The sequence below is a fragment of the Pseudomonas sp. O230 genome (assembly GCF_045447035.1).
In the GTDB taxonomy this organism is placed as follows: Bacteria; Pseudomonadota; Gammaproteobacteria; order Pseudomonadales; family Pseudomonadaceae; genus Aquipseudomonas.
Genome location: NZ_JBJGXN010000006.1, coordinates 21,737 through 48,707, shown reverse-complemented (window position 1 = coordinate 48,707; position 26,971 = coordinate 21,737). Strand labels below are relative to the sequence as shown.

The 26,971-nt window shown below is 61.1% G+C and carries 15 protein-coding genes; 8 read left to right on the top strand and 7 right to left on the bottom strand.

Annotation, left to right across the window (positions count from 1 at the left end; all coding sequences use genetic code 11):
- Window positions 1-63: 63 nt before the first annotated feature.
- The 3 genes from ACI77H_RS13795 to ACI77H_RS13785 all read left to right on the top strand — a co-directional run bounded on the left by ACI77H_RS13795 (window position 64) and on the right by ACI77H_RS13785 (window position 15,093).
- On the top strand, window positions 64-13,059 hold the full coding sequence (locus tag ACI77H_RS13795) for a non-ribosomal peptide synthetase (RefSeq protein WP_407012380.1): 12,996 nt from the start codon (window positions 64-66) through the stop codon (window positions 13,057-13,059).
- A 608-nt stretch (window positions 13,060-13,667) separates the two neighbouring features.
- Window positions 13,668-14,696 carry a polymorphic toxin type 44 domain-containing protein gene (locus ACI77H_RS13790; protein WP_407012379.1) on the top strand — a complete coding sequence of 343 codons (1,029 nt, stop codon included), beginning with the start codon at window positions 13,668-13,670 and terminating at the stop codon, window positions 14,694-14,696.
- Window positions 14,674-15,093 carry a hypothetical protein gene (locus tag ACI77H_RS13785; RefSeq protein ID WP_407012378.1) on the top strand — a complete coding sequence of 140 codons (420 nt, stop codon included), beginning with the start codon at window positions 14,674-14,676 and terminating at the stop codon, window positions 15,091-15,093. The genes ACI77H_RS13790 and ACI77H_RS13785 overlap by 23 nt, the downstream gene beginning before the upstream one ends.
- 148 nt (window positions 15,094-15,241) lie before the next feature.
- On the opposite strand, the gene dsbG is transcribed toward ACI77H_RS13785, so the two are convergent.
- From dsbG to dsbD, 3 genes are read right to left on the bottom strand one after another with little or no spacing between them, the layout of a single operon-like run.
- Entirely contained in the window at window positions 15,242-16,012 is a 771-nt protein-coding gene (gene dsbG, locus ACI77H_RS13780) for a thiol:disulfide interchange protein DsbG (RefSeq protein WP_407012377.1), read from the bottom strand.
- The gene (locus ACI77H_RS13775; RefSeq protein WP_407012376.1) at window positions 15,988-16,854 is read right to left on the bottom strand and encodes a prolipoprotein diacylglyceryl transferase family protein; all 867 of its coding nucleotides are present in this window, start codon (window positions 16,852-16,854) and stop codon (window positions 15,988-15,990) included. The genes dsbG and ACI77H_RS13775 overlap by 25 nt, the downstream gene beginning before the upstream one ends.
- Window positions 16,854-18,590 (bottom strand): protein-disulfide reductase DsbD, encoded by a 1,737-nt coding sequence (gene dsbD / locus ACI77H_RS13770; RefSeq protein ID WP_407012375.1) that lies wholly within the window; start codon window positions 18,588-18,590, stop codon window positions 16,854-16,856. Before dsbD ends, ACI77H_RS13775 begins: the two co-directional genes overlap by 1 nt.
- 153 nt (window positions 18,591-18,743) lie before the next feature.
- Here dsbD and ACI77H_RS13765 point away from each other — a divergent pair, with 153 nt between their 5' ends.
- The 5 genes from ACI77H_RS13765 (at window position 18,744) to ACI77H_RS13745 (ending at window position 23,151) form a co-directional block, all read left to right on the top strand.
- The gene (locus ACI77H_RS13765; protein WP_407012374.1) at window positions 18,744-19,427 is read left to right on the top strand and encodes a response regulator; all 684 of its coding nucleotides are present in this window, start codon (window positions 18,744-18,746) and stop codon (window positions 19,425-19,427) included.
- Window positions 19,424-20,749 (top strand): ATP-binding protein, encoded by a 1,326-nt coding sequence (locus ACI77H_RS13760; protein WP_407012373.1) that lies wholly within the window; start codon window positions 19,424-19,426, stop codon window positions 20,747-20,749. The genes ACI77H_RS13765 and ACI77H_RS13760 overlap by 4 nt, the downstream gene beginning before the upstream one ends.
- A gap of 120 nt (window positions 20,750-20,869) precedes the next feature.
- The gene (locus ACI77H_RS13755; RefSeq protein WP_407012372.1) at window positions 20,870-21,355 is read left to right on the top strand and encodes a GNAT family N-acetyltransferase; all 486 of its coding nucleotides are present in this window, start codon (window positions 20,870-20,872) and stop codon (window positions 21,353-21,355) included.
- Window positions 21,356-21,432: 77 nt separating this feature from the next.
- A complete protein-coding gene (locus ACI77H_RS13750; RefSeq protein WP_407012371.1) occupies window positions 21,433-22,845 on the top strand; it encodes an aspartate aminotransferase family protein in 1,413 nt (470 codons plus the stop codon).
- A gap of 81 nt (window positions 22,846-22,926) precedes the next feature.
- The gene (locus ACI77H_RS13745) at window positions 22,927-23,151 is read left to right on the top strand and encodes an MbtH family protein (protein ID WP_407012370.1); all 225 of its coding nucleotides are present in this window, start codon (window positions 22,927-22,929) and stop codon (window positions 23,149-23,151) included.
- Between the two features lie 233 nt (window positions 23,152-23,384).
- Here the strand turns inward: ACI77H_RS13745 and ACI77H_RS13740 are convergent, their stop codons facing one another.
- Genes ACI77H_RS13740 through ACI77H_RS13725 form a run of 4 tightly spaced genes read right to left on the bottom strand, consistent with a single transcriptional unit; the run spans window position 23,385 to window position 26,946 of the window.
- Window positions 23,385-24,287: a metal ABC transporter substrate-binding protein gene (locus ACI77H_RS13740; protein WP_407012369.1), complete on the bottom strand. Its 903-nt coding sequence runs from the start codon at window positions 24,285-24,287 to the stop codon at window positions 23,385-23,387.
- On the bottom strand, window positions 24,288-25,187 hold the full coding sequence (locus ACI77H_RS13735; RefSeq protein ID WP_134419184.1) for a metal ABC transporter permease: 900 nt from the start codon (window positions 25,185-25,187) through the stop codon (window positions 24,288-24,290).
- Complete coding sequence (locus ACI77H_RS13730) at window positions 25,187-26,023, bottom strand: metal ABC transporter ATP-binding protein (protein WP_407012368.1); 837 nt, start codon at window positions 26,021-26,023, stop codon at window positions 25,187-25,189. Before ACI77H_RS13730 ends, ACI77H_RS13735 begins: the two co-directional genes overlap by 1 nt.
- Window positions 26,020-26,946, bottom strand: coding sequence for a metal ABC transporter substrate-binding protein (locus ACI77H_RS13725; RefSeq protein ID WP_407012367.1), 927 nt, complete (start codon window positions 26,944-26,946; stop codon window positions 26,020-26,022). Before ACI77H_RS13725 ends, ACI77H_RS13730 begins: the two co-directional genes overlap by 4 nt.
- Window positions 26,947-26,971 lie beyond the last annotated feature (25 nt).

The window sequence follows — 26,971 nt, the reverse complement described above, 5'->3', positions numbered from 1 at the left end:
CTCGAAGGGCGTGACAATAGAAAACCGATTCCACTTGCAAGCCGAATTCAGGCAGGAAACCTCATGACCGACGCGTTCGAAATACCTGGCACACTGGTCCAAGCCCTTCAGCGCCGCGCGGCCCTGACGCCGGATCGGGTGGCCTTGCGTTTTCTCGCCGAACCCCCGGATCAGTCGGTGGTGCTCAGCTATCGCGAACTGGATCAACGGGCGCGCACCATTGCCGGCGCGTTGCAGGCCGAAAGTGATTTCGGCGATCGCGCGGTGCTGCTGTTTCCCAGCGGACCGGATTACGTCGCGGCGTTTTTTGGTTGCCTGTATGCGGGCGTGATCGCGGTGCCGGCCTATCCGCCGGAATCGGCCAAGCGCCACCATCAGGAGCGCCTGCTGTCGATCATCCGCGACGCCGAACCGCGCCTGCTATTGACCAGCGCCGGCCTGCGCGACGCGTTGCTGCACATCGAAGGCGCGCCACCGCTGCTGTGCGTCGACACCCTCGACGGTGCACTGGCGACAAAGTGGATCGAACCGAATCTCGAAGGCGATCACATCGCCTTCCTGCAATACACCTCCGGCTCGACCGCGTTGCCAAAAGGCGTGCAAGTCACCCACAGCAACCTGGTCGCCAACGAGCGGCTGATCCGCCACGGTTTCGGCATCGACCTGAACCCTGACGACGTGATCGTCAGCTGGCTGCCGCTGTACCACGACATGGGCCTGATCGGCGGTTTGTTGCAGCCGATTTTCAGCGGCGTGCCGTGCGTGTTGATGTCGCCGGCCTATTTCCTCGGCCGGCCGTTGCGCTGGCTCGAAGCGATCAGCGAGTACGGCGGCACCATCAGCGGCGGGCCGGATTTTGCCTATCGCCTGTGCAGCGAGCGCGTCAGCGAGTCGGCGCTGGAACGCCTCGACCTCAGCGGCTGGCGCGTGGCGTATTCCGGTTCCGAACCGATTCGCCTTGATACCCTCGACCGCTTCGCCGAGAAGTTCGCGACCTGCGGTTTCACCCCAGACAGTTTCATGGCGTCCTACGGCTTGGCCGAGGCCACGTTGTTCGTCGCCGGCACACCCCGTGGCAAAGGCATCGGCAACCAGCGCGTGGACGATCAGGCGTTGGCGCAAAACCGCGCCGAACCGGGCGAAGGCAGCGCGATCATGAGTTGCGGCATCAGCCAGCCGGATCACGCGGTGTTGATTGTCGAACCGTCGGCGCTTACCGAGCTGGCCGACAACGCGGTCGGCGAAGTCTGGGCCAGCGGGCCGAGCATCGCCCATGGCTACTGGCGAAACCCCGAGGCCAGCGCCAAGACTTTCGTTCAACACAATGGAAAAACCTGGCTGCGCACCGGTGACCTGGGTTTCATGCGCGACGGTGAACTGTTCATCACCGGTCGCCTGAAGGACATGCTGATCGTTCGCGGGCACAACCTGTACCCGCAAGACATCGAGCAGACCATCGAGCGAGAAGTGGAAGTGGTGCGCAAAGGTCGCGTCGCCGCGTTCGCCGTGAACATCGACGATCAGGAAGGCATCGGCATCGCCGCGGAAATCAGCCGCAGCGTGCAGAAAATCCTCCCGCCCGAAGCGCTGATCAAAGCCATTCGCCAGGCCGTCGCCGAGGCGTATCAGCAAGCGCCAAGCGTGGTGGTGTTGCTCAATCCGGGGGCATTGCCCAAGACTTCCAGCGGCAAACTGCAACGCTCGGCATGCCGTAGTCGCCTGGCGGAGGGCAGTCTCGACAGCTACGCGCTGTTCCCGTCGGCGACCCCTGAAAACGAGGCAACAACCGAGTCGGCTTCCGAGTTGCAAACCCTGATCGGCCAGATCTGGTCCGAGCAGTTGCAGGTCAAGCAGGTCAACGCCGATGACCACTTCTTCCTGCTCGGCGGCAACTCCATCGCCGCCACTCAGGTGGTTGCGCGTTTGCGCGAAGAACTCGGTCTGGAGCTGAACCTGCGCCTGTTGTTCGAAGCGCCAACGCTCGGCGCCTTTACCGCCGTGGTCGCGCAACAACAGGACGGCGGCTTGGCCCAAGGCGCGATCGGCACGTTGTCGCGCAGCGAAGCGCTGCCGCAATCCCTCGCGCAAAACCGTCTGTGGATCACTTGGCAGCTCGACCCGCACAGCAGCGCCTACAACATTCCCGGCGCCTTGCGTTTGCGCGGTGAGCTGGACGAAGACGCCTTGCGCGCCAGTTTCCAGCAACTGATCGAACGCCACGAATCCCTGCGCACACGTTTCTTCGAACGTGACGGCGTGGCGCTGCAACAGGTCGATGCCGCTGGCGAATTCAACCTGCAACGGATCGACATCAGCGATTTGCCCGTCGCCGAGCGTGAAGCCCGTGCGCAAAAAATCCGCGAGGACGAAGCGCGTACCCAGTTCGATCTGGAAAAAGGTCCGTTGCTGTGGCTGACGCTGGTGCGCCTCGATGATGAAGATCACCAGTTGCTGGTGTCGCTGCACCACATCATTGCCGACGGCTGGTCGCTGAACGTGCTGATCGACGAATTCTCGCGCCTGTATGCCGCTGCGTCCCAAGGGCAAACGGCAACCCTCACGCCATTGCCGACCCAGTACGCCGACTACGGCAGTTGGCAGCGTCAATGGCTGGCGCAAGGCGAGGGCGAACGGCAACTGGCCTACTGGAAAGCGCAGTTGGGCGATGAGCATCCGACCCTGAGCCTGGCCACCGATCATCCGCGTTCGGCGCATCACCTGCACAGCGCCGCACGCCATACCGTCCGGCTGGGCGCGACCCTCAGCGATGCCATTCGACAGACTGCCCAGGCCCACGATTCCACCTCATTCATGCTGTTGCTCGCGGCGTTCCAGAGCCTGCTGCATCGCTACAGCGGCCAAACCGACATTCGCATCGGCGTGCCAAACGCCAACCGTCCGCGCCTGGAAACCCAGGGCCTGATCGGCTTCTTCATCAACACCCAGGTGCTGCGCGCCGAAGTGGATTCGCGGTTGCCGTTCGTTGAACTGTTGGCGCGAACCCGCGAAAACGCATTGGGCGCACAAACGCATCAGGACTTGCCGTTCGAGCAACTGCTGGAAGCGTTCCCCCAGGCTCGCGAACAAGGCTTGTTCCAGGTCATGTTCAACCATCAGCAACGGGATTTGAGCGCACTGCGTCGCTTGCCCGGGCTGCTCGCCGAAGAATTGCCGTGGCACAGCCGCGAAGCCAAGTTCGATCTGCAACTGCACAGCGAGGAAGACCGTAACGGTCGGCTGAGTCTGTCGTTCGACTACGCCAGCGAACTGTTTGACGTCAGCACCATCGAGCGGTTGGCCGAGCATTTCAGCAACCTGCTGCGCGCCATCTGCGAGCAACCGAAGACGGCCGTCGGCGACCTGCAATTGTTGGCGCCCAGCGAGCACGATCAGCAGGAAAACTGGAGCGCCGCACCGTGCACATCGGCCAGCCAATGGCTGCCGGAACTGCTCGGCGAACAGGCCCGCCGGACCCCGGAACGTACGGCGTTGATGTGGGACGGCGGCAGCCTCGACTTCGCCGAACTCCACGCCCAGGCCAACCGCCTCGCGCATTACTTGCGCGACAAAGGTGTCGGCCCGGACGTGTGCGTGGCCATCGCTGCCGAGCGTTCGCCGCAACTGTTGATCGGTCTGTTGGCGATCATCAAGGCCGGCGGTGCTTACGTGCCGCTGGACCCGGATTACCCGGCCGAACGCCTGGCGTACATGCTCAGCGACAGCGGCGTCGAATTGCTCCTGACGCAAAGCCAATTGCTCGACCGGCTGCCGGCCACCGATGGCGTCAGCGTGATCGCCATGGATGCGCTGCACCTGGAGAACTGGCCGAGCCAGGCGCCGGGCCTGCATCTGCACGGCGACAACCTCGCTTACGTGATTTACACCTCCGGTTCCACCGGCCAGCCCAAGGGCGTCGGCAACACCCACGCGGCCCTCGCCGAACGCCTGCAATGGATGCAGAACACCTATCGCCTGAACGACACCGACGTGCTGATGCAAAAGGCACCGATCAGTTTCGACGTGTCGGTGTGGGAATGCTTCTGGCCGCTGATCACAGGCGCACGTTTGCTGATTGCTGCGCCCGGCGAACACCGCGATCCGCATCGCATTGCCCAGCTTGTTCAGCAATACGGCGTGACCACGCTGCACTTTGTGCTGACACTGCTTTCGTTGTTCATCGACGAACCGCTCACCGCCGAATGCGCCAGCCTGCGCCGCGTATTTTCTGGCGGCGAAGCCCTGCCGGCGGAACTGCGCAACCGCGTTTTGGAACAACTGCCGGCCGTACAACTGCACAACCGCTATGGCCCGACCGAAACCGCGATCAACGTCACTCATTGGCAGTGCAGCGCGGCCGATGGCGAGCGCTCGCCGATTGGCCGTCCGTTGGGCAACGTGATCTGCCGCGTGCTCGACAGCGATCTCAACCCTGTGCCGGCCGGTGTGCCCGGTGAGTTGTGCATCAGTGGCATCGGTCTGGCCCGGGGTTATCTGGGGCGTCCGGGGCTGACGGCTGAACGCTTTGTCGTCGATCCACTGGGCGAGCAGGGCGCACGCCTTTATCGTACCGGCGACCGCGCACGTTGGACCGCCGAGGGCGTGATCGAATACCTCGGTCGTCTCGATCAGCAGGTCAAGCTGCGTGGCTTCCGCGTCGAACCGGAAGAAATCGAAGCGCGTCTGCTGGCGCAGGAAGGTGTTGCACAAGCGGTGGTGCTGGTGCGCGAAACTGCCGCTGGCGGGCAATTGATCGGCTACTACACCGCCACCGATACCCGCGAATCCGAAGACACTCAAACCGCACGCCTGAACACCGCGCTGGCGGCCGAGCTGCCGGAATACATGGTCCCGGCGCAACTGATGCGCCTCGACGAAATGCCCCTCAGCCCAAGCGGCAAACTCGACCGCCGCGCCTTGCCGGAACCGCAATGGCAGGTATGCGAACACGTTGAGCCGGTGACTGAACTTGAACAGCAGATCGCCGCGATCTGGCGTGAAGTGCTGGGCCTGAAGCAGATCGGTCTGCGCGACGACTTCTTCGCCCTCGGCGGTCATTCGCTGCTGGCCACGCAAATCATCTCCCGCACCCGTCAGGCCTGTGACGTCGAATTGCCGCTGCGCGCGTTGTTCGAAAACAGTGAACTGGGCGCGTTCGCCGAGCAGGTGCAACGGATTCAGGCCAGCGGCCACACCAACAAACAACCACCGATTGAAAAGGTCGACCGCAGCCATCCGGTGCCGCTGTCCTATTCCCAGCAGCGCATGTGGTTCCTCTGGCAGATGGAGCCGGACAGCCCGGCCTACAACGTCGGTGGTATGGCGCGGTTGCGCGGGGTGCTGGACGTCGGGCGCTTCGAGATGGCTTTGCAAGCGCTGATCATGCGTCACGAAACCCTGCGCACCACGTTCCCGAGCATCGACGGCGTGGCGCAACAGCGGGTGCACGCGGAAACCGGGATGCGTATGGAGTGGAAGGATTTCTCCGCGCTGGACGAAGACGTGCGTGAACAGCAGGTTCAGGCACTGGCCGACAGCGAAGCGCATCAGCCCTTCGACCTGGAAACCGGCCCGCTGCTGCGCGCCTGCCTGGTCAAGACCGCCGAGCAGGAACATTACCTGGTGCTGACCCTGCACCACATCGTCACCGAAGGCTGGGCGATGGACATTTTCGCCCGGGAGCTCAGTGCGCTTTACGAAGCATTCGTCGATGACCGCGAATCGCCACTGGCGCCGCTGCCGGTGCAGTACCTCGATTACAGCGTCTGGCAGCGTCAGTGGCTGGAATCCGGCGAGCGTCAGCGTCAACTCGACTACTGGACCGCGCAACTTGGGCGCGAACATCCACTGCTGGAATTGCCCGCCGACCGTCCACGTCCAGCGGTGCAAAGTCACCAGGGTGAGCTGTTCCGTTTCGACTTGAGCGATGACCTCGCCGCACGGGTCCGCGCCTTCAACGCGCAAAACGGCCTGACCCTGTTCATGACCATGACCGCCGCGCTGGCCGTGCTGCTTTACCGCTACAGCGGCCAGACCGACCTGCGTATCGGCGCACCGGTGGCCAACCGTATTCGCCCGGAAAGCGAAGGACTGATCGGTGCGTTCCTCAATACTCAAGTGCTGCGTTGCCAGCTCGACGGGCAGATGTCGGTCGGCGAGTTGTTCGAGCAGGTGCGTCACACCGTGATCGAAGGCCAGTCCCATCAGGACCTGCCGTTCGACCATTTGGTTGAAGCGTTGCAGCCACCGCGCAGCGCCGCTTACAACCCGCTGTTCCAGGTGATGTGCAACGTGCAGCGCTGGGAATTCCAGCAACGCCGCACGCTCGCCGGCATGACCGTCGAGTACCTGGCGAACGATGCGCGGGCGACCAAATTCGACCTCAACCTGGAAGTCACCGACCTCGATCATCGGTTGGGTTGCTGCCTGACTTACAGCACCGATCTGTTCGATGAACCGCGCATTGCGCGCATGGCCGGGCACTGGCGCAATCTGCTGGAGGCGCTGTTGGCCAATCCGCAACAGCGCCTCAGTGAACTGCCGTTGCTCGAAGCCATGGAGCAGCAAAACCTGCTCGACAGCCTCGGCATTGAACCGGGCGAACATCGACTGGATCAGTGCATTCATCACCTGTTCAGCGAACAGGCACTGGTGCGCAAGGATGCGCCCGCGCTGACGTTCGCCGGTGAAACCCTGAGTTACGCCGAACTCGACAGCCGCGCCAATCGCCTGGCCTGGATGCTGCGCGAACGGGGTGTTGGCCCACAGGTTCGCGTCGGTCTGGCGCTTGAGCGTTCGCTGGAAATGGTCATCGGCCTGCTGGCGATCCTCAAGGCCGGGGGCGCCTACGTGCCGCTCGATCCGGAATACCCGCTCGATCGCCTGCATTACATGATCGAAGACAGCGGTGTCGGTTTGCTGCTCAGCGATGCGGCGATGTTCAACGCCCTCGGTAATCTGCCATCCACCGTCGCCCGTTGGTGCCTGGAAGATGACGCCGCGGAACTGGCCAACTACCCGGCCACCGAGCTGCCGTTTATCAGTCTGCCGCAGCATCAGGCGTACCTGATTTACACCTCCGGCTCCACGGGCAAGCCGAAAGGTGTGGTGGTGTCTCACGGTGAAATCGCCATGCACTGCCGTGCCGTGATCGAGCGTTTCGGCATGCGCCCGGACGACTGTGAGCTGCACTTCTATTCGATCAATTTCGACGCCGCGACCGAACGTCTGCTGGTGCCATTGCTGAGCGGTGCGCAAGTGGTCCTGCGTGCTCAGGGCCAGTGGGACGCGGAAGAAATCTGCGGGTTGATCCGTCGCCATCACATCAACATCCTCGGTTTCACCCCGAGCTACGGCAGCCAATTGGCGCAGTGGCTGGCGACGCAGGGCGAAACCCTGCCGGTGCGCATGTGCATCACCGGCGGCGAAGCCTTGACTGGCGAACATCTGCAGCGAATTCGCGCCGCGTTCAAACCGAGCCTGTTCTTCAACGCCTACGGCCCGACCGAAACCGTGGTCATGCCGTTGGCCAGTCTCGCGCCCGAGCAGCTTGAAGAGGGCTTGGGCAGCGTGCCGATCGGCAGCGTGATCGGTGCGCGTGTGGCGTACATTCTCGACGCCGATCTGGCGTTGGTACCACAAGGTGCGACCGGCGAGTTGTACGTCGGTGGTGCCGGTCTGGCCCAGGGTTATCACGAGCGTCCGGGCATCACGGCGGAGCGTTTCGTGGCCAACCCGTTCGTGGTCGGTGGCGGGCGGATTTATCGCACCGGCGACCTGGTGCGGCAGCGCGCCGACGGGCTGGTGGAATACCTCGGGCGCATCGACCATCAGGTGAAAATTCGCGGTTTCCGCATTGAGCTGGGCGAGATCGAGACCCGTCTTCTGGACCATGAATCTGTGCGTGAAGCGGTGGTGCTGGCGCTCGATGCCCCGAGCGGCAAACAGCTGGTTGGCTATCTGGTCACCGAAGTGGCCGAGCAGGACGAAGCACAACAAGCCGAATTGCGCGAAGCCCTCAAGGCTCACCTGAAATCGCAACTGCCGGACTACATGGTGCCGACGCACCTGATCCTGCTGGCAAGCATGCCGCTGACCGCCAACGGCAAACTTGACCGCCGCGCACTGCCGGCGCCGGACCCAGAGCTGAACCGTCAGCACTACGTGGCGCCGAGCAACGAGCTGGAACTGACGCTGGCGCAGATCTGGTGCGATGTGCTGAACGTCGCGCAGGTCGGCCTCAATGACAACTTCTTCGAACTGGGCGGCGACTCGATCCTGTCGATCCAGGTGGTCAGCCGTGCGCGGCAGCAGGGCATTCACTTCAGCCCGCGTGACCTGTTCCAGCACCAGACCGTGCAGACCCTCGCGGCGGTGGCCAGCCGTACAGAGCAGGTCACGGCCGAGCAGGGCTTGCTCACCGGTGAATCTCGTCTGACGCCGATCCAGCACTGGTTCTTCGACACTGACATGCCCGAGCGCCAGCACTGGAATCAGGCGTTGTTGCTGGAACCGACCGTTGCACTGGAACCTCATCGTCTGGAGCAAGCGCTGCTGGCGGTGATCGAACAGCACGACGCCTTGCGCTTGCGTTTCACCCAGACTGCGAGTCAATGGTCGGCCACACACCAGAAGGTTTCCGATGCCCCGGTGTTGTGGCAAGTGCGTGTGGCGGCGATGGAAAAATGCCCAGCCCTGTTTGCCGATGCCCAACGCAGCCTCGACCTCGAACAGGGGCCGTTGATGCGGGTGCTGCTGGTCGATGGTCCCGAGGGCCAGCAACGGCTGTTCTTCGCGATCCATCACTTGGTGGTGGATGGCGTTTCCTGGCGTGTGTTGCTAGACGATTTGCAAACGGTGTACCGCCAACTGGCGGCGGGGCAGTCGGTGAAACTGCCGGCGAAAACCAGCGCCTTCAAGGACTGGGCGGCCCGCTTGCAGGCGTATGCCGGCAGCGAATCCCTGCGCGAAGAGCTGAACTGGTGGCAGTCGCAACTGGCCGGGCCGAGCGCCGGGCTACCGTGTGAGCGGCCTGAGGGCGGTCGGCAGAATCGCCATGCTGAAACCGTCAGCGTGCGCCTCGACGCCGAGTACACCCGGCAACTGCTGCAACAGGCACCGAGCGCCTATCGCACGCAGGTCAACGACCTGTTGCTGACGGCGTTGGCCCGCGTGCTGTGCCGCTGGAGCGGTGATGAGTCGGCACTGATCCAACTCGAAGGCCACGGTCGCGAGGCGCTGTTCGACGAGATCGACCTGACCCGCACCGTCGGCTGGTTCACCAGCGCTTATCCGTTGCGCCTGACGCCGCTGAACATCGAAGAAGCCGCCGGCCAGGGCGCCTCGATCAAGGCGATCAAGGAACAACTGCGCGGCGTGCCGCACAAAGGGCTGGGTTATGGGGTGTTGCGTTACCTCGCCGACGATCTGTGCCGTGAGGCCATGACCGCATTGCCGGTGGCGCCGATCACCTTCAACTACCTCGGTCAGTTCGACCAGAGCTTCGGCGCGGATGCGTTGTTCCGTCCGCTCGATGAAGCGCTCGGCGCTGCCCACGGTCCGAACGCGCTGCTGCCCAACGAGCTGAGTGTCGACAGTCAGGTCTATGGTGGTGAGCTGGTGCTGCGCTGGACCTTCAGCGCCGAACGCTACGACGCGCAAACCATCTGCGAACTGGCGGACGCCTACCTCGGCGAATTGCAGAGCCTGATCGAGCATTGCCTGCGTGACGAGGCGGGCGGCCTGACCCCGTCGGACTTTCCGCTGGCGAAACTGACCCAGCCGCAACTGGATGCACTGCCGATCCCGGCCGCCGCCATCGAAGACGTCTACCCACTGACCCCGATGCAGGAAGGCATGCTCCTGCACACCTTGCTCGAACCGGGCACCGGCCTCTATTACATGCAGGACCGCTACCGTATCAACAGCGCGCTCGATCCGCAGCGTTTCGCCGAAGCCTGGCAAGCGGTGATCGCCCGTCATGAAGCCTTGCGTGCATCGTTCTGCTGGAACGTCGGCGAGGACATGCTGCAAGTGATCCACAAGCCGGGCAGCACGCCGATCGAGTATCTGGACTGGACGGCGATTGCTGACGCCGAGCAGGAACCTAAACTGCAAGCGTTGCTGAAAAGCGAACGCGAAGCCGGGTTCGATCTGCTCAACCAGGCCCCGTTCCACCTGCGTTTGATCAAGGTTGGCGAAGCGCGTTACTGGTTCATGATGAGCAACCACCACATCCTCATCGATGCCTGGTGCCGTTCGTTGCTGATGAACGATTTCTTCGAAATCTACACCGCGTTGGGTGAAGGTCGCGAAGCTCAGTTGGCTGTGCCGCCGCGCTACCGCGACTACATCGGCTGGCTGCAACGCCAGAGCCTGGACGAGGCGCGGCAGTGGTGGAAAACCAACCTGCAAGGCTTCGAACGGACCACGCCGATTCCGAGCGACCGACCGTTCCTGCGTGAACATGCCGGCGACAGCGGCGGCATGATCGTCGGCGACCGCTACACCCGGCTCGATGCCCGCGACGGTGCGCAACTGCGTGAACTGGCGCAAGCCCATCAACTGACCATCAACACCTTCGCCCAAGCGGCGTGGGCCCTGGTGCTGCGGCGTTTGAGCGGTGATCGCGACGTGCTGTTCGGCGTCACTGTGGCCGGACGACCAGTGGAAATGCCGGAGATGCAGCGCACCGTCGGGCTGTTTATCAACAGCATCGCGCTACGGGTGAAAATGCCGGCAGACGACCAGCGTTGCAGCGTTCGCCAGTGGCTGAGCGACTTGCTCGACAGCAACATGCAACTGCGCGAGTACGAATACCTGCCGCTGGTGAGCCTCCAGGAAAACAGCGAATTGCCCAAAGGCCAACCGTTGTTCGACAGCCTGTTCGTGTTCGAAAACGCCCCGGTGGAAGTCTCGGTGCTGGACCGTGCGCAGAGCTTCAACGCGACCTCGGATTCGGGCCGGACCCACACCAATTTCCCGCTGACGGCAGTGTGCTATCCGGGCGATGACCTGGGCTTGCACCTGTCTTACGACCAACGCTATTTCGATGAGTCGACCGTTGAACGCATGCTCGGCGAGTTCAAGCGCTTGTTGCTGGCATTGGTCGAAGGCTTCCATGGCGACATGGCGGACTTGCCGCTGCTGGGGGCCGAGGAACGGGATTTCCTGATCCACGGCTGCAACCAGAGCGAACACCAGTACCCGCTGGAGCAGAGCTACGTGGCGGTGTTTGAAGCGCAGGTGGCGCTGCATCCGCAACGGATCGCCGCCAGTTGCCTCGATCAGCAACACCGTTACGTCGAGCTGAACCAGCGCAGCAACCGTCTCGGCCATGCGTTGATCGCGGCCGGTGTCGGGCTGGATCAGCCGGTGGCGTTGCTGGCCGAACGTAACCTCGATCTGCTCGGGATGATCATCGGCAGCTTCAAGGCTGGCGCGGGTTTTCTGCCGCTGGATCCGGGGTTGCCGAGTCAGCGCCTGAGCCGGATCATCGACCTGAGCCGCACGCCGTTGCTGGTGTGCACGCAGGCCTGTCGTGAACAGGCTGTCGCACTGCTGGAGGAATTCGGTTGCGCCAATCGGCCACGGTTGCTGGTGTGGGAAGAGGTGCAGGCGAGCGATGTGTCGGTGGCGAATCCCGGCATCTACAGCGGTCCGGACAACCTCGCCTACGTCATCTACACCTCGGGTTCGACCGGTCTGCCCAAAGGCGTGATGGTCGAACAGCGCGGGATGCTCAATAACCAGTTGAGCAAGGTCCCGTACCTGGACCTCAGCGACGCCGATGTGATCGCCCAGACCGCTTCGCAAAGCTTCGACATTTCGGTCTGGCAGTTCCTCGCCGCACCGTTGTTTGGCGCGCGGGTGGACATCGTGCCGAACACCATCGCCCACGATCCGCAGGGTTTGCTGGCGCATGTGTCGGCCCAGGGCATCACCGTGCTGGAAAGCGTACCGTCGCTGATTCAGGGCATGCTCGCCCAGGAACGCATGAGCCTCGACGGCCTGCGCTGGATGCTGCCGACCGGCGAAGCGATGCCGCCGGAACTCGCGCATCAATGGCTGTTGCGCTACCCGGACATCGGCCTGGTGAATGCTTACGGGCCGGCGGAATGTTCGGATGACGTGGCGTTCTTCCGCGTCGACATGGCCTCGACCCGCGGCAGCTATTTGCCGATCGGTACGCCGACCGACAACAACCGTTTGTACCTGCTTGATGCCGCGCTGGACCTGGTGCCGTTGGGTGCGGTCGGCGAGTTGTGTGTGGCCGGCACCGGTGTCGGGCGCGGTTATGTCAGCGATCCGCTACGCACGGCGCAGGTGTTTGTGTCGAACCCGTTTGGCGAACCGGGTGATCGTTTGTACCGCACGGGTGACCTGGCGCGCCGTCGCAGTGACGGCGTGCTGGAGTACGTCGGGCGGATTGACCATCAAGTGAAGATTCGCGGTTACCGCATCGAACTGGGTGAAATCGAAGCGCGTCTGCATGAGCAACCTGAAGTGCGCGAAGCGGCGGTCGGGGTGCAGGAAGGCGTGAACGGCAAACACTTGGTTGGTTATCTGGTTGCAGCGGAGTCGGCGTTGAATCCGGGCGAACGACTGGAACGCATCAAGCAACGCCTGCGGGCCGAACTACCGGAATACATGGTGCCTTTGCATTGGTTGTGGCTAGAGCGCATGCCGCTGAATGCCAACGGCAAACTGGACCGCAAGGCCCTGCCAGCGCTGGAAATCGGTCAGTTGCAGAGTCAGGATTATCAGGCGCCGCGCAATGAGCTTGAGCTGACGTTGGCGGATATCTGGGCCGAGGTGTTGAAGGTCGAGAAGGTGGGGGTTCGCGACAACTTCTTCGAACTGGGCGGGCATTCGCTGCTGGCGACGCAGATTGCCTCGCGGGTGCAGAAATCGCTGCAACGGAATGTGCCGCTGCGGGCAATGTTCGAGTGCAGCACGGTGGAGGAATTGGCGGAGTACATCGACGGGTTGGCGGCGAGTGATATCACCGAGGACAAGGTGGATCGGTTGAATGACTTGATGGCGGAGTTGGAGGGCCTGTAATTCTCTAGTGTCTGTGAGGGCCTCTTCGCTGCGGTGCGGCGATCCGACAAGCCAGCTCCTACAGTTTTTGTTGATCGCAATTGTTGTGACCAACCGGGATCTGTAGGAGCTGGCTTGCCAGCGATGGCGCCAGAACTGTCGTCCCGATCATTTGCAAGTCTTTGCCGGCAAGCCTGCTCCTTGGTTCATGTTCCCTGATTACATCTCTATTAAATAATCTCTCATTAATTAACGACGGGCGAATTGATACTCAAGACAAAAAATTAAGTGTTGGCGAGTGCGGAGAGTTGTGCACTATGCAATGTTTGGGTTTTTAGTGGTGTCCTGCAAATGGCTGTTGATGGTGGTCGGAATAAAAGTCGTAAATTTATAGATCTCCAATAGGCGTCGAAAGTTAATTGTTGGAGTGTTCATGTGGGTGATGGAAGTAGGTATGCATTCCACAGCCAACGCTATTAATACACAGTGGATGTGTCATAAAAATTTGTTTCAGTTTGGCGGTTAAATATGCTGTATTGGTTTGGCTGTAGACACGGATTTTGTATGTGAGTTACAAGGTTAACTGAGGCGTTGTTTTGTCGTTATGCTAAATTGAAAAGGAGATCGATATGGCAGAGAAAAATATAATTGTAACTAGAGGTATTCCTCGTACCCCTTCAGTTTCGGGAAGTGGGAAATCTGGTTATAGCAGTTTTAACCCTGGTGGTGCTGGGCACTATGGTGATGATCACCATGCCAACGATAACAGCTTTGCTTATATGGATGAGTGGGAAAGCAGAGAGATTCAAATAAAATCTGCCTATAGAGGGATGTTACAGACTCTCCCCCAGCGTGTTGAAACTGATCTTGCTGTCGTCAGGGCTCTAGCGCCTGCAGCCCCCAATGATCCAATAGCAGCTTTGAGCCATGAACTAGCAGTTCGCGACTCACTCATTGCGGCGAAATCTACTGAAGCTCATGAGCAAGAAAAACTTGCAATGGCTTTTTTTGGCAGTGATCCTAGTAATAAAACAGTTGATGACTGGATGCGTCTATACAATGCCGGTCGAGATCCGGCAAAGTTGTTGGTCGACTGGACGGCATCCATTAGCGCTGCGTATACCGCCAAATTTATCAGAGAGGAGATCAGCCTGCTGACCGGTCATACGGCTAGACTGATCAAAGCGTTGGAAGAGGCGCAGGCTGCTGAGGCTGAATTAAAGCGAAACGCCGATTTGGCATTGAGGGACGCGGAAGAGCGTGCAAGCCGAAAGCAAATCCCCGTGTTTCCTCCTGATGTTTCGCTGGACAGTAATTTGGAAGAGGCTAAATCAAAGAGAGATTTTTTTAGTAATGGTGGTAGTGGTTTTCTCTTTAGCTGGTTCTATAAAAAAGTTCGGAATAAAGGTGATTGGGACTACAAGCAGCTTGGTGGTCAATATCAAGAGTTTGGAAACTTTAATTATGGAGTTGTCGGTACTGCTGCAGGGTTTTCAGAGGAAGTACTGCTGAAGGCTGCTGGAGCCGCACAATCTCTAGCAGGAACATCAAAGAAGGAGTACGGAGAGTGGTGGGCGGATACGCCTTATGGGGATGATCCAGTAGACCAGGTGTGGGTAAGGGCAGGAATCGAATATGCTAAATCCAAAGGTTTTTAAATGGTTTTTTGGAGCGCTGCTGCTAGTTTGTGTTGGGGTGGTGTTTAGCCTTATATCAGGTCCAAGCATGCCAGTGCCGGTGCGAGTGATTTCAGTTACACCATTGGAAGATGGAGTTGCTGTGTATGAAGTGCTTTACGATCCAGGTGGTGCCACTGTTCCTTTTGTTTATCAATATTTTCTATTGCGGCAACAAGAAAATTCGGAGGCGGTGCTGGAGGAGGTGAAGTTGTCTGAGCCTTTTTTAGTAACAACAAGCTCTGGAGTTGTGCGAGATTTTTCTGAAGGAAATTTAAATTTAAAAGTTAAAGGCGCTGTATATAAATTTAAATCGGTCGGTGAATATAGCTCAAATGGAAAAATAAAAAGTATTCGGTTTGTCCTTGATAACTATTGAAATGATGTTTTCTGTAACGCTGGAGTTTATTTTGTAGCTTGTCTCTGGAATTTTCGAACGGCTCGCGGCTGATTAGTCGGTCTCACTGACGCTTTCGCTCGCAAGCCAGCGGAAGCGTCCGTGAACCCAGCACATACATACGGCCAAACTATTTTGCCCCGAGAATCTTCACCAACTTGTCCGGCGAAGGCGCGCCTTGTTGCTGTTGCAACTCACCCTTGTCGTCCATGTAGAAAATCGCTGGCGTGGCCTGCAGTTCCAGGTCTTCCATCAACTGCATGTTCGCCGCCAGTTTTGCCTGAATCGCTGGCGGTACTTCTTTCAGAGCTTTGAGCGTACTGGCCTTGCCAGCCCCTTCGTGGTCTTGCAGGGCTTTTTGCGGATCCTTCGCGGCCAGCAATGCCGCGGATTTGCCCGGACTGTCCTCACGAATGATGCCGACCATGATGTGCCGCAACTGCACCTTGCCGGCCTTCACCCACGGCCGCGCCTGTTCCCAGAACAGGTTGCAGTAAGGGCAGTTGGGATCGCTAAACAGGTACACCACACGCGGTGCGTCCTTGTTGCCATCACCGATCCAGTTGCTGGCTTCCATCTTGCCCCAGATTTCCTTGGCCATCGGCGCGTAAACCAGTTTCTGCAACGGCGCACTGCTCAGGTCATTGCCCTCGGCGTCGTACAAATTGCCCAGCAGCACATGCTTGCCATCCGGCGTCAGGTACAGCGCCATGCCGCGGTTCTGGTACTGCGCCGCGTAACCGCGCAAGCCATCGGGGGCATCGAACTGACCGACGATTTTCGCGCCCTTGGCTTCGATCTTCTTGATCGCCTCGGGCAGTTCTTCGGCAGCCTGCACCGACGGCAGGTGCAGCAGGGCGGCGCCCAGGGTCAGCGTCAGCAGATGGCGGAGGCGGGGCATGGCAGTTTCCTTGAAGAAGTGGAAGATGGGGCCGGATTGGGTGTGTCAAAGTTTTCCAGGGCGCGGGCCAGGCTGGCGTCCGACAGCTCACCCAGATGACTGCCCAGCAGGCGACCGTCAGGGCTATAGAACAGCGTAGTCGGCAATGCCATCGAACCGACCGCCTGACCCAATCGGCCGCCGCCGTCGAACAGCACGTTGGACAGGCTCAGGCCCTGGGTTTCCAGAAAGGTGCTGACGCTTTGCATGCTTTCCGCCTGATTGACGAACAGGAAGGTCAGGTCCGGGCGATGTTGCTGGGCGTTTTCCAGCACCGGCATTTCCCGGCGGCATGGCGGGCACCAGGTGGCCCAGAGATTGATCACCAGCGGTCCGCCCTTGTAATCCGCCAATTGCACCGTTTCACCGGCGGCATTGCGCAGGGCGATGTCCGGCAGGCGCGTGCCTTGTTCGTAAATGCTCAGGGAGAACGTTGCGAGCAGCCAGAAGGCCAAACCACTGGCTACGCCATAGCCCAGCGGACGACGCAAACCCGGGCGACGCCAGCCTCGATACACCGCGGCCAGCAGCAGCGCGATCACGCCCGGCCAGGCGAGGAAGCCACCGTCGCGCAGGTCGATGACTTGCCACGGATCGTCACGATAATGCTTCCAGTAGAGCGCAACGAAACTGATTCGGGCCGCCAGCATACCCAGCAGGAAAAGGCTGAACAGCACCGACTCGGGATTCTCGCCACCCCGTTTGGCCGCCCGCCAGCCGACAAACGTCGCCAGCGCCAGAGCACTGATCAGCAGCAGATGGTTGAGCGCGATGGCAAAGGTGCCGAGGGTAAAAGTCAGCATTAACGGGCGTCTCGGGTGGTGGTCCAGCGTTGCAGGAAGGTGTCGGCATCAACCTCGCCGGTGATGCGCTGGCTGCGACGTTCTTCGCCGTCGGCACCGATCCATAGAAAACTCGGTGGCCCCGGCACTTTGTAACGGCCGAGCAGTTCACGGCTGGCGGAATTGTCGGCGGTGACGTCGAGCCTAAGCAAGCGTACGTCGCTCAAGGCGTCGAGAACACGGGGTTGGCCGAACACCTGTTTTTCCATGACCTTGCACGACACGCACCAGTCGGCGTAGTAGTCCAGCAGCACCCATTGCCCCTGAGCTTTTGCCGCGTCAAGTTCCCGTTGCAGTGCGGCCGGGTCCTTGATCGTGGTGAAGGCATCGTGGCCAACCGGGCGGGCAAGATTGCTCGCATGGGCGGTGCTATAAACCTGCAGCGGTTTCAACAGGTCATCACTGCCGCCCGCCGCACCGATCATCAACAGGCTGCCCCACACGCCGAGCAGCAATGAGCTGGCACCGAACAGATGCGCGACACGCCCGAAACCTTCCGACTGTTTCCAGGCGCTGTAGGCGGCAATCAGCAATAACGCACCGCACAGACCGACCCACAACGATTCATCCAGCACCGGCCGCAGCATCAGCAACGCGGTGGCGAGGAACAGGAAGCCGAACACGCCTTTGAGCAGGTTCATCCAGGCCCCGGGTTTGGGCAGGAAGCGGTTGCCCACGGTCACCAGCAACAGCAGCGGCACCCCGATGCCGATGCCCATGGCGAACAGAATCAACCCGCCGTGCAGCGCATTGCCGCTTTGCGCGATGTAGAGCAGCGCGCCCGCCAGCGGGGCGGTCATGCACGGACCGACCAACAGACCGGACAGCGCGCCCAGCACACCGGCGCCGATCAGGCTGCCACCGCGCTGATTGCGCGAGACGTTTTCCAGCCGATCCCGCACCGCCACCGGCAGTTGCAGCTCGAAGAAACCGAACATCGGCAACGCCAGCAGCACAAACACCGCGGCGAAGCTGCCCAGCAACCAAGGGTTTTGCAGCAATGCCTGCAAATTCGCGCCGAGCAGCGCCGCCAGAACGCCCAGCGCCGCATACACCAGCGCCATGCTCACGACATAGCTGCTAGCCAAGGCGAATCCGCGTTTGGGCTTGGCGCCACTGCCGACGATCAAACCGGCGAGAATCGGCAGCATCGGCAATGTGCAAGGGGTAAAGGCCAGCAGCAGGCCCAGACCGAAGAACACCAGCAGGCTCCAGCCCAGCGCCCGTTGTTGCAGGCCGCTGGCCAGGGCTTGATCCGGCGCTTCATTGGCCGCCGAAGTAACAGCGCTGCCGCCCAGGTCCACGACCTGGGTTTGCGGCGGATAACACAATCCGGCATCGGCACAACCCTGGAAACCGACCTTGATCTGGCCGGTCGCGCCCGCCGGAATCTTCAGTTCCAGGCCTTGGCGATAAACCGGTTGTTCGCCGAAGAATTCATCACTGTGAGACTCGCCTTCGGGTAACACAGGATGCAGCTCGGCGGGCAACCCATCGAACTTCAGGCGTTTCTGATAAAGGTAGTAACCGTCGGTGATCTGCCAATAGAGCTGTGTTTCACCTGATTCGAGGCGCTCGGAGGTGAAGACAAACGCCTTTTCCACCGGCAGGAATTCAGGTTTGGTTTCGAATGGATTCGTCCCTGCCTGGGCCACACCCGAGATCAAGAGAACAAAAAACAAAAACAGACGACGCATGGGTAAGCCTTATCCCTGTGCAAGTGAGGTGCACAATGGGAGGCGGCGATTAACCGATGATTAACCGCGATAACCTTGTGGACGTGGCGCTTGCGGCATAATGTCCGCTTAATCGGCCACCGGCCTAATCAGGTTTTTTCAACAGGGTTGACCATGCACGTACTGGTTTGCGAAGACGACGAGCTGATCGCCAGCGGCATTGTCGCCGGTCTCACCGCTCAAGGCCTGACGGTCGAGCACGTGGCCACGGCTTCGGCTGCCCGCGCCATGCTCAAGGTCGCCGAGTTCGACGTCATGGTGCTCGACCTCGGTCTGCCCGACGAAGACGGGCTGAAGCTGTTGCAGCAGCTTCGCCACAACGGTCTGGAAATCCCGGTGCTGATCCTCACCGCCCGGGATTCGGTCACCGACCGGGTCGACGGCCTGCAAGCGGGCGCCGACGATTACCTGCTCAAGCCGTTCGACCTGCGCGAACTCGCCGCACGTCTGCACACCTTGTTGCGGCGGGTCGCGGGGCGCAGCGTCAACCTGATTGAGCACGGTGCCCTGACCTATGATCCGAGCAGCCGCGAAACCATGCTGGCCGGTCAGCCAGTGGACCTTTCCCGTCGCGAACAGTCGCTTTTACAAGCTTTGTTGCATAACCGTGGTCGGGTGCTCTCCACCGAGCAGTTGAAAGACAGCGTCTACGGGTTCAACGACGAACTGGAAAGCAACGCCCTCAACGTGCATATCCATCACCTGCGGCGCAAACTCGGTAATGGCATTGTCGAGACGGTGCGCGGCCTGGGCTATCGCCTGGGGCCGGCAGATGGTGCAGAGGAATTGAAAAAGTGATGAGCCTGCGTTTGCGCCTGAGCCTGACCTTGGGTGCCGCATTTGCGCTGATCTGGGCACTGGCAGCGGCCTGGATGCTCAGCGACCTGCGCAACCAGATGATGTTTTCCCTCGACCAGCGGCTGGTGGCGTCGGCGCGCATGGTTGCCGGCCTGATGGAGCAATTGCCGGCGTTGCCGACCAAGGGCGAAGGCACCCATTTCAGTGCAGAACAACTGAACATTCCGGGCGGCATGGCGTGTCAAGTCAGCTCGCTGCGCGGCGAAATCCTGGCCCGCAGTCACACCGATCCGCAGCAAACCCTGGAAGCGGAGAAAATGGGCTTCCACGATCAGATGATCGACGGTGCGCCGTGGCGCAGTTTCACCCTGGCCCGGGGCGATCTGCGCATTACCACGGCGGATCGGCAGATCGAGCGCGAAGCGCTGAACATGTCGATTCTGCTGGCGGCATCGGTGCCAGTGGGCGTGGCATTGCTCGGTTGCCTGTGTCTGCTGTGGCTGGGGATCGGCCAAGGCCTGGCGCCGCTGAACCGCATGCGCGATGCCTTGATGCGCCGCAGCGCCGACTCGCTGGAACCCTTGCAGATCCAGCCGCTGCCCAGTGAACTGCAGCCGTTGCTGGACACCCAGAATCAGCTGTTCCAGCGCATCGGCAAGACCATCGAGCGCGAACGTCGATTGACCGGCGACGCGGCCCACGAACTGCGCAGCCCGCTGACGGCGATCAAGACTCACCTGCAAGTGGCGCGCATGACCGAGGGAGCGGCACGGGATCAATCCCTGGCCCGCGCCGAGGAGGGCGCCGACCGTCTGCATCGCACCCTTGAGCAATTGTTGTTGCTGGCGCGGGTCGAGGGCAGCCTGTCGTTCGACGACGGTGTGCAATACAGCGCCGAGCAAGTGGCGAAACTGGCGATTCAGGATGCGGCCAGCGGTGATCGTCAGCGGATCAAATTCAAGTTGCCGTCGAAGATCTCTCACGCACCGGTGCAAATGCCTGCTGTGCTGTCGATTGCCGCGCTGCGCAACCTGCTGGACAACGCCCTGCGCCATACCCCGAACGACGGTCCGGTGGAGCTGAGTCTGGAGACCACCGGCAACCGCGTGCAGTTCATCGTGCGCGACCATGGGCCGGGCATTGCCGAAGATGATCTGCAACACCTGACCCAACGCTTCTGGCGTAACGGCCAGAGCACCGGCTGCGGTCTGGGATTGGCCATCGTTCAGGCAATTGTTCAGCGATGTGGCTGCACCCTGCATTTCGACAGTCGGGCGGATGGCTTGCGGGTTGAGCTGACGATGCCGCTGCAACCGGTCTGACCAACTCCTACAAGAATCTGTGTTGCACATCAAATGTAACGTCTCTGCATTGGCATCCAGACGACCACCAACGCTATCGTCCCCGGCAGCTTTTTCTCAATGGATTGAGGTCACAGCGCCATGGAAACACTCATACACATCTGCAAGGCCAACCCTGCCGACGCCGGTATCATCAGCCGGATCGTCGAACGTTCCATCCGCGTCGGCTGCGTGCTCGATCACCGCAATGACCCGCAAATTGTCGCCACCTGGACCCACAACAAAACTGCCGAACACATTCAACAGTGGCTGACCGACCAACGGCTGTACCTGAACATTGCCCTGCTGCAGGACAAACCGGTCGGCGTCGCGATGGCTGCGATCAGCGGCAAGCTTGCGTTCTGTTACGTGCAACCGGAATGGTTTCGCCGGGGCGCCGGGCAAGCGCTGGTGCGCGACCTTGAAGGCTGGCTGATCGATAACGGTTTGGCTCAGGCAAGACTCAACAGCACCCGGACCAGCGAAGCCTTTTACCGGCATCTGGGTTACCAGCCCTGTGCTGAAACCTTCACCGTAGCCGGGCTCCACGCCATCCCCATGCACAAGGGCCTGACTGCACCTTCATAGAAAGCTGCTCAAGGGTCTAAATCCTTGGCGCGCTGATGCGTTTCCAGAACAGGAAAACCTTATTGAGGGGTCGAGAGATGTCAGTCGCTACCAGCCTTATGGAAGATCAGTCGGCCCGGATCGCTCCGGCGCCGGCCGAAACGCTTTATCAGTTTAACGAATCGCCCTTGCTGGCGCGCCAGAGCCAGCAGGAGTCGAATGCCCGCAGCTACCCGCGCCGCATTCCCCTGGCACTCAAACGCGCCAAGGGCATTTATGTCGAAGACGTCGAAGGCCGCAGTTTCATTGACTGCCTGGCCGGCGCCGGGACGTTGGCGCTGGGGCATAACCATCCGGTGGTGATCGAAGCGATCCAGCAAGTGCTGACCGATGAACTGCCGCTGCACACCCTCGACCTGACCACCCCGGTCAAGGATCAATTCGTCCAGGACCTGTTCGGTCTGTTGCCGCCAGCCCTGGCTGCGGAAGCGAAAATCCAGTTCTGCGGCCCGACCGGCACCGATGCCGTGGAAGCCGCGCTGAAACTGGTGCGCACCGCCACCGGGCGCAGCACCGTGCTGTCGTTCCAGGGTGGTTATCACGGCATGAGCCAGGGCGCGTTGAGCCTGATGGGCAGCCTGGGGCCGAAAAAACCGTTGGGCGCACTGCTCAGCAGTGGCGTGCAGTTTATGCCGTACCCCTACGATTACCGTTGCCCGTTCGGCCTCGGCGGCGCGCAAGGCGTGCGGGTCAACCTCAACTACCTGGAAAACCTGCTGAACGATCCCGAGGCCGGTGTGCAATTGCCGGCCGCCGTGATAGTCGAAGCCGTTCAGGGCGAGGGCGGGGTGATCCCGGCCGATCTCGACTGGCTGCGCGGGTTGCGACGCATCACCGAAAAGGCGGGTGTGGCGCTGATCGTCGACGAAATCCAGAGCGGTTTCGCCCGCACCGGCAAGATGTTCGCCTTCGAGCACGCCGGGATCATCCCGGACGTGGTGGTGATGTCCAAAGCCATCGGTGGCAGCTTGCCGCTGGCGGTGGTGGTGTATCGCGACTGGCTCGACACCTGGTTGCCGGGCGCGCATGCCGGGACCTTCCGTGGCAACCAAATGGCCATGGCGGCGGGCTCCGCAGTGATGCGTTACCTGACCGAACACAAGGTCTGCGAACACGCTGCGGCCATGGGCGAGCGTTTGAGCGAGCACCTGCGAATTCTTCAGCGGGACTTCCCGCAATTGGGCGACATTCGCGGTCGTGGCTTGATGCTTGGCGTCGAACTGGTTGACCCGAACGGCGCGCCGGATGCGCAAGGTCATCCACCGATTTTCGCTCGACTGGCGCCGCTGGTGCAGCGTGAATGCCTCAAGCGTGGACTGATTCTTGAGCTGGGCGGCCGTCATGGCGGCGTGGTGCGCTTCCTGCCGCCGCTGGTGATTACCGCTGCGGAAATCGATCGGGTGGCGGAGATTTTTGGCCGGGCCATGGCCGCTGCCACCCTCAGACCCTAAATTTTCCGGCGGCCGGAACGTTCCTTCTACATAACGGCTGTGCACGCAGTGCAGCCCACCTTACAGCGATGGAGAGACACCATGACTTCAGTATTCGACCGCGAGGACATCCTTTTTCAGGTCGTGGTCAACCACGAAGAGCAGTACTCGATCTGGCCCGATTACAAGGCCGTTCCGGCAGGCTGGCGCACCGTGGGCAAGAGTGGCCTGAAGAAGGACTGCCTGGCATACATCGAAGAAACCTGGACGGACATGCGTCCACTGAGTTTGCGCAAAAAGATGGAAGAGGCGGCTGTGGCTCATTGAGTGACGGCGCAAAAAGAAGCCCGCTGAACCGAGAAGGTCAGCGGGCTTTTTTTTATCTGATGATCGATGCGGAACCTGTAGGAGCCCGCTTGCTGGCGATGGCGTCCGTTCAGGCGATAAACAGGTCGACTGACCCACCGCTATCGCCGGCAGCGGGCTCCTACACCGGTTTGTGTAACACCATTGCAGGAGCCGGCTTGCCGGCGAAGAACGATAACGCGGTCCCAGCGACGTCAGGCGCCACTCAGCCCCTTGATCACCAAATCCACATTCCCCTCCAGCTCGGCCACCGGATCCGCCGCGTCCACACTCAAAACGACTAACCGGCTCCCAGCCTCGGCAAGCACCGCTTTCACCGCGTCAGACGGCTGCCGATGATGCAACACCACCGCCACGTCATTGTCCTTGAGCGTCGCGCCCAATTGCTCGAGCGCTTGCGGTGTCCATTGCGCATCCGGCCGCGCATCGACGCCGATCAGCTCCAGGTTGAGCCCGCCAATCAGGTAGCCGAAGTGATCGCTCAGGCTCATCACACTCAAATTGTCGGCACTGGCCAGCCGCGCTTCGCTGTCGGCGCTGAACTTGAGCAAGCGCTGTTTCAGTGTCGCCAGGTTGGCCTCGATCACAGGCTTTGCAGCAGGGGCCAGGCGCACCAGGTCCGCCGCCATCACGTCCGCCATGCGCCCCATGTTGTTGCTGGAAAACCACGGCTGACTGTTCAAACCATCGACCTTGTTGCCCGGCTGCACGGCGATGCCGGGCAGGGCGCCGTCCACCGGGCGAGCGGCGTCGACTTCGACGATGCGAATGTTGCTGCGCCGGGAGATCGGGTACAGCGGATCATCCGCCCACAACGAACGCAGACCAATCACCGCATCGGCGTCGGTCGCCAGTTTCGCCAGCGCTGGCGCGCCGCGCCCGGTGAAATAAGCCGTCTGACGGCTGCCGGGCAGGTTCGCCGGCGCCGCCCGTTCAAGGATGACGTTGGTGCCCTTGAGCAACACCTCGCCCAAACCATAAGTGATCGGCAAGGACGCCAGCACCTGCAGCGGCTTGGCGCTGTCCGCCGCAAACGAAGTGTTGACCAGCCCGCACAGGGTGACGGCGAGGGTCAGTTGACGCAGAGAAAATGACATTTATCCAAGGTTCCCTTTCAGGCTGGGGACCACACCGCGCGCAATGGCGGCGAGGGCGAAGGCGATACCGGCCACCAGAATGATCGCGGCGCCGGAGGGGATCGGCAGGTCGAAGACAATCGGCGCCAGAATCCCGCATAGCGTGCTGACCGTGGCGATCAGCACCGAGCACCAGAAAAACCCCTTGAGCGACTGACTGAGCAAGCGCGCCGCTGCTGCGGGAATGACCAACAGCGCACCGACCAGAATTGCACCGATGACTTTCACCGCTGCCACGGTGATCAGCGTCACCAGAATCACAAACAGGTAATCCAGGGTCTTCACCGCGACGCCGCGCACCGCCGCCAGTTGCGGGTTGAAGCTGGCGAGCATGATGCGGTTGTACAGCGGCAAGGCCAGCGTCATCACCAGCGAACCGACGATGGCCAGCACCAACAGGTCATTGCCGTTGACGGTCAACACCGAACCGAACAGCACGTTTTCCAGAATGTGCACGTTGATCTTGCCCGCCAGAATCAGCAGCAAACTCGCACCGAGGGCCAACGACACTGACAGGAATACGCCGATCAACGTATCCGGCGCCAGGCCCGTACGATTGCGCAGGTAATTGAGCAGAATGCCGAACAGCAGGCAGTAACCAAACAGGCTGCCATACGGCCCGGTGTAGGGTTCGCCGAGCAGAATGCCGATGGCCACGCCAGTCAGCGCCGCGTGACCCACCGCTTCAGAGAAAAACGCGAAACGCTTGACCACCACCAGCGTGCCCAAGCCACCCAGCACCGGGCCGATCAATAGACCGGCGAGCAGCGCGTTGACCACAAATCCATAGGCCAGCGCCTCGGGCAGATAACCCGAGGACGCCCAGCCCTGAACCATCAAACGAAAGGCTTCGTAACTCATCAGGCGGCGCTCCGTGGATGGGTCGAGAACAGGGTCAGCAAGCGGTCCGGGGTCAGCGCCTGTTTCGGCGTGGCATCGAACAGCACCCGGCGATTGAGGCCGGTGACGCGATCCGCCAATCGACCGACCGCCTCCAGATCATGCTCGATCCACAGCACGGTAATCCCGCTCTGACGCCAGTCATCGAGCAACCGTTCGAACACCTGAATGCCCGCCTCATCGAGGGCCGACATCGGTTCATCGAGCACCAGCAATTGCGGCGCCGGGATCAACCCCTGAGCCAGCAACACGCGCTGACGCTCGCCGCCGGACAGGGCGCCCATGCGCCGTTTGCGCTTATCCTGCATGCCGACCCGCTCCAGCGCTTCACCAATCGCCGCCGCGTAATGCTTGCTCAAACCAAGGAACGCCGGGCGTCGCTGACACATCGCGGCCATGAAGTCGTCGACGGTCATCGGCAAGCCGCGATCAAACTCCAGCGCTTGCGGCACGTAGCCGATGGTGCCGGGTTCGCCGGGCCATTGCAGGCTCAGGCGGCCCTGATGCGGCATTTGCCCGAGCAGGGTCTTGATCAGCGAACTCTTGCCGCCGCCGTTGGGGCCGACCAGCGCATGCACGTTGCCGGGTTGGACCTGGAAGGTCACTTTGTCGAGGATCGTCGTGCGGCCCAGCGTCAGACTGACCTCGGCAAAATCCAGCGTCGGACCCCAAACTTGCAGGCGCTGGCTTGCCAGCGAAGGCGCTGTGTCATTTAACGAATGTGCGGACTGACCTGATGCGTTCGCGAGCAAGCCCGCTCCCATCGGGGATTCGCTGAGGGTTTCTTTCGCCGTCATGCGCCAGACTCCTGTATCGCCCGGACCACGGTGTTGAGGTTGCCGGTCATTTCCTTTTCATATTTGTCGGCGGTGTATTCGCCATAGGAAATGTGCGACAGCGGGTACAGCTTCACCCCGGATTCACGCTGGATGGTCTCGACGTAGGTGGATGGGAAATCCATCTCCGAGAAAATGACTTTCACGTCCAGTTCGCGCAGTTGATCGATGGTCTTTTTCAACTGGCTCGGGCTCGGTTCGATGCCGTGCGCCGGTTCGACCACCGCCGTCACTTCCAGGCCGAATTCGCGCAGCAGGTAGTCGTAGGCCGCGTGAACCGTGGCCACACGCAGTTCGGCGTTCGGCGCCTGGGTCAGCTTTGCCAGGGCGTCGGCGCGCATTTGCCGCAGGCGTTTGCCGTAGGCGCGAGCGTTCTGGGTGTAGGTCTTGGCGTTGTCCGGGTCGAGTTTGCCCAGTTCACGGGCGATGTTGTTGACCTGAGCAATCGAGGCGCTGATCGACAGGAATGTATGCGGGTTCACCACCTTGCCGGCTCCGCGCGCGGCCGTGCCGGTGGCGGCCAGTAACGGCACATTTTCGTTGGCTTCGATCACCGGTACGTTCGGCGTTTCGCTGGCAGCGATCATGCGGTCGGCGAAGTCGTCATGACCGACGCCGTTGAGCACGATCACGTCCAGCCCGCTGATGCGCTTGATGTCTTCGGAGCGGGGCTCGTAGGCATGCGGGTTGAAACCAGCCGGAATCAGCGGCACCACTTCGGCCTTGTCGCCGACGATGTTGGCCACGTAGCTGTAATAAGGGTGCAGGGTGATGCCGATGCGCAGGCGCTTGGCTTCGTCGGCGCTGGCCAGTGGGGTCAGCAGCAAGGCAAACAGGCCGATCAGCAGCGGGCGAAGGAGTGAGCGTTGAGATGAAATAGGCATGGGAAAGCGGTCTTCTCTCGGGTGA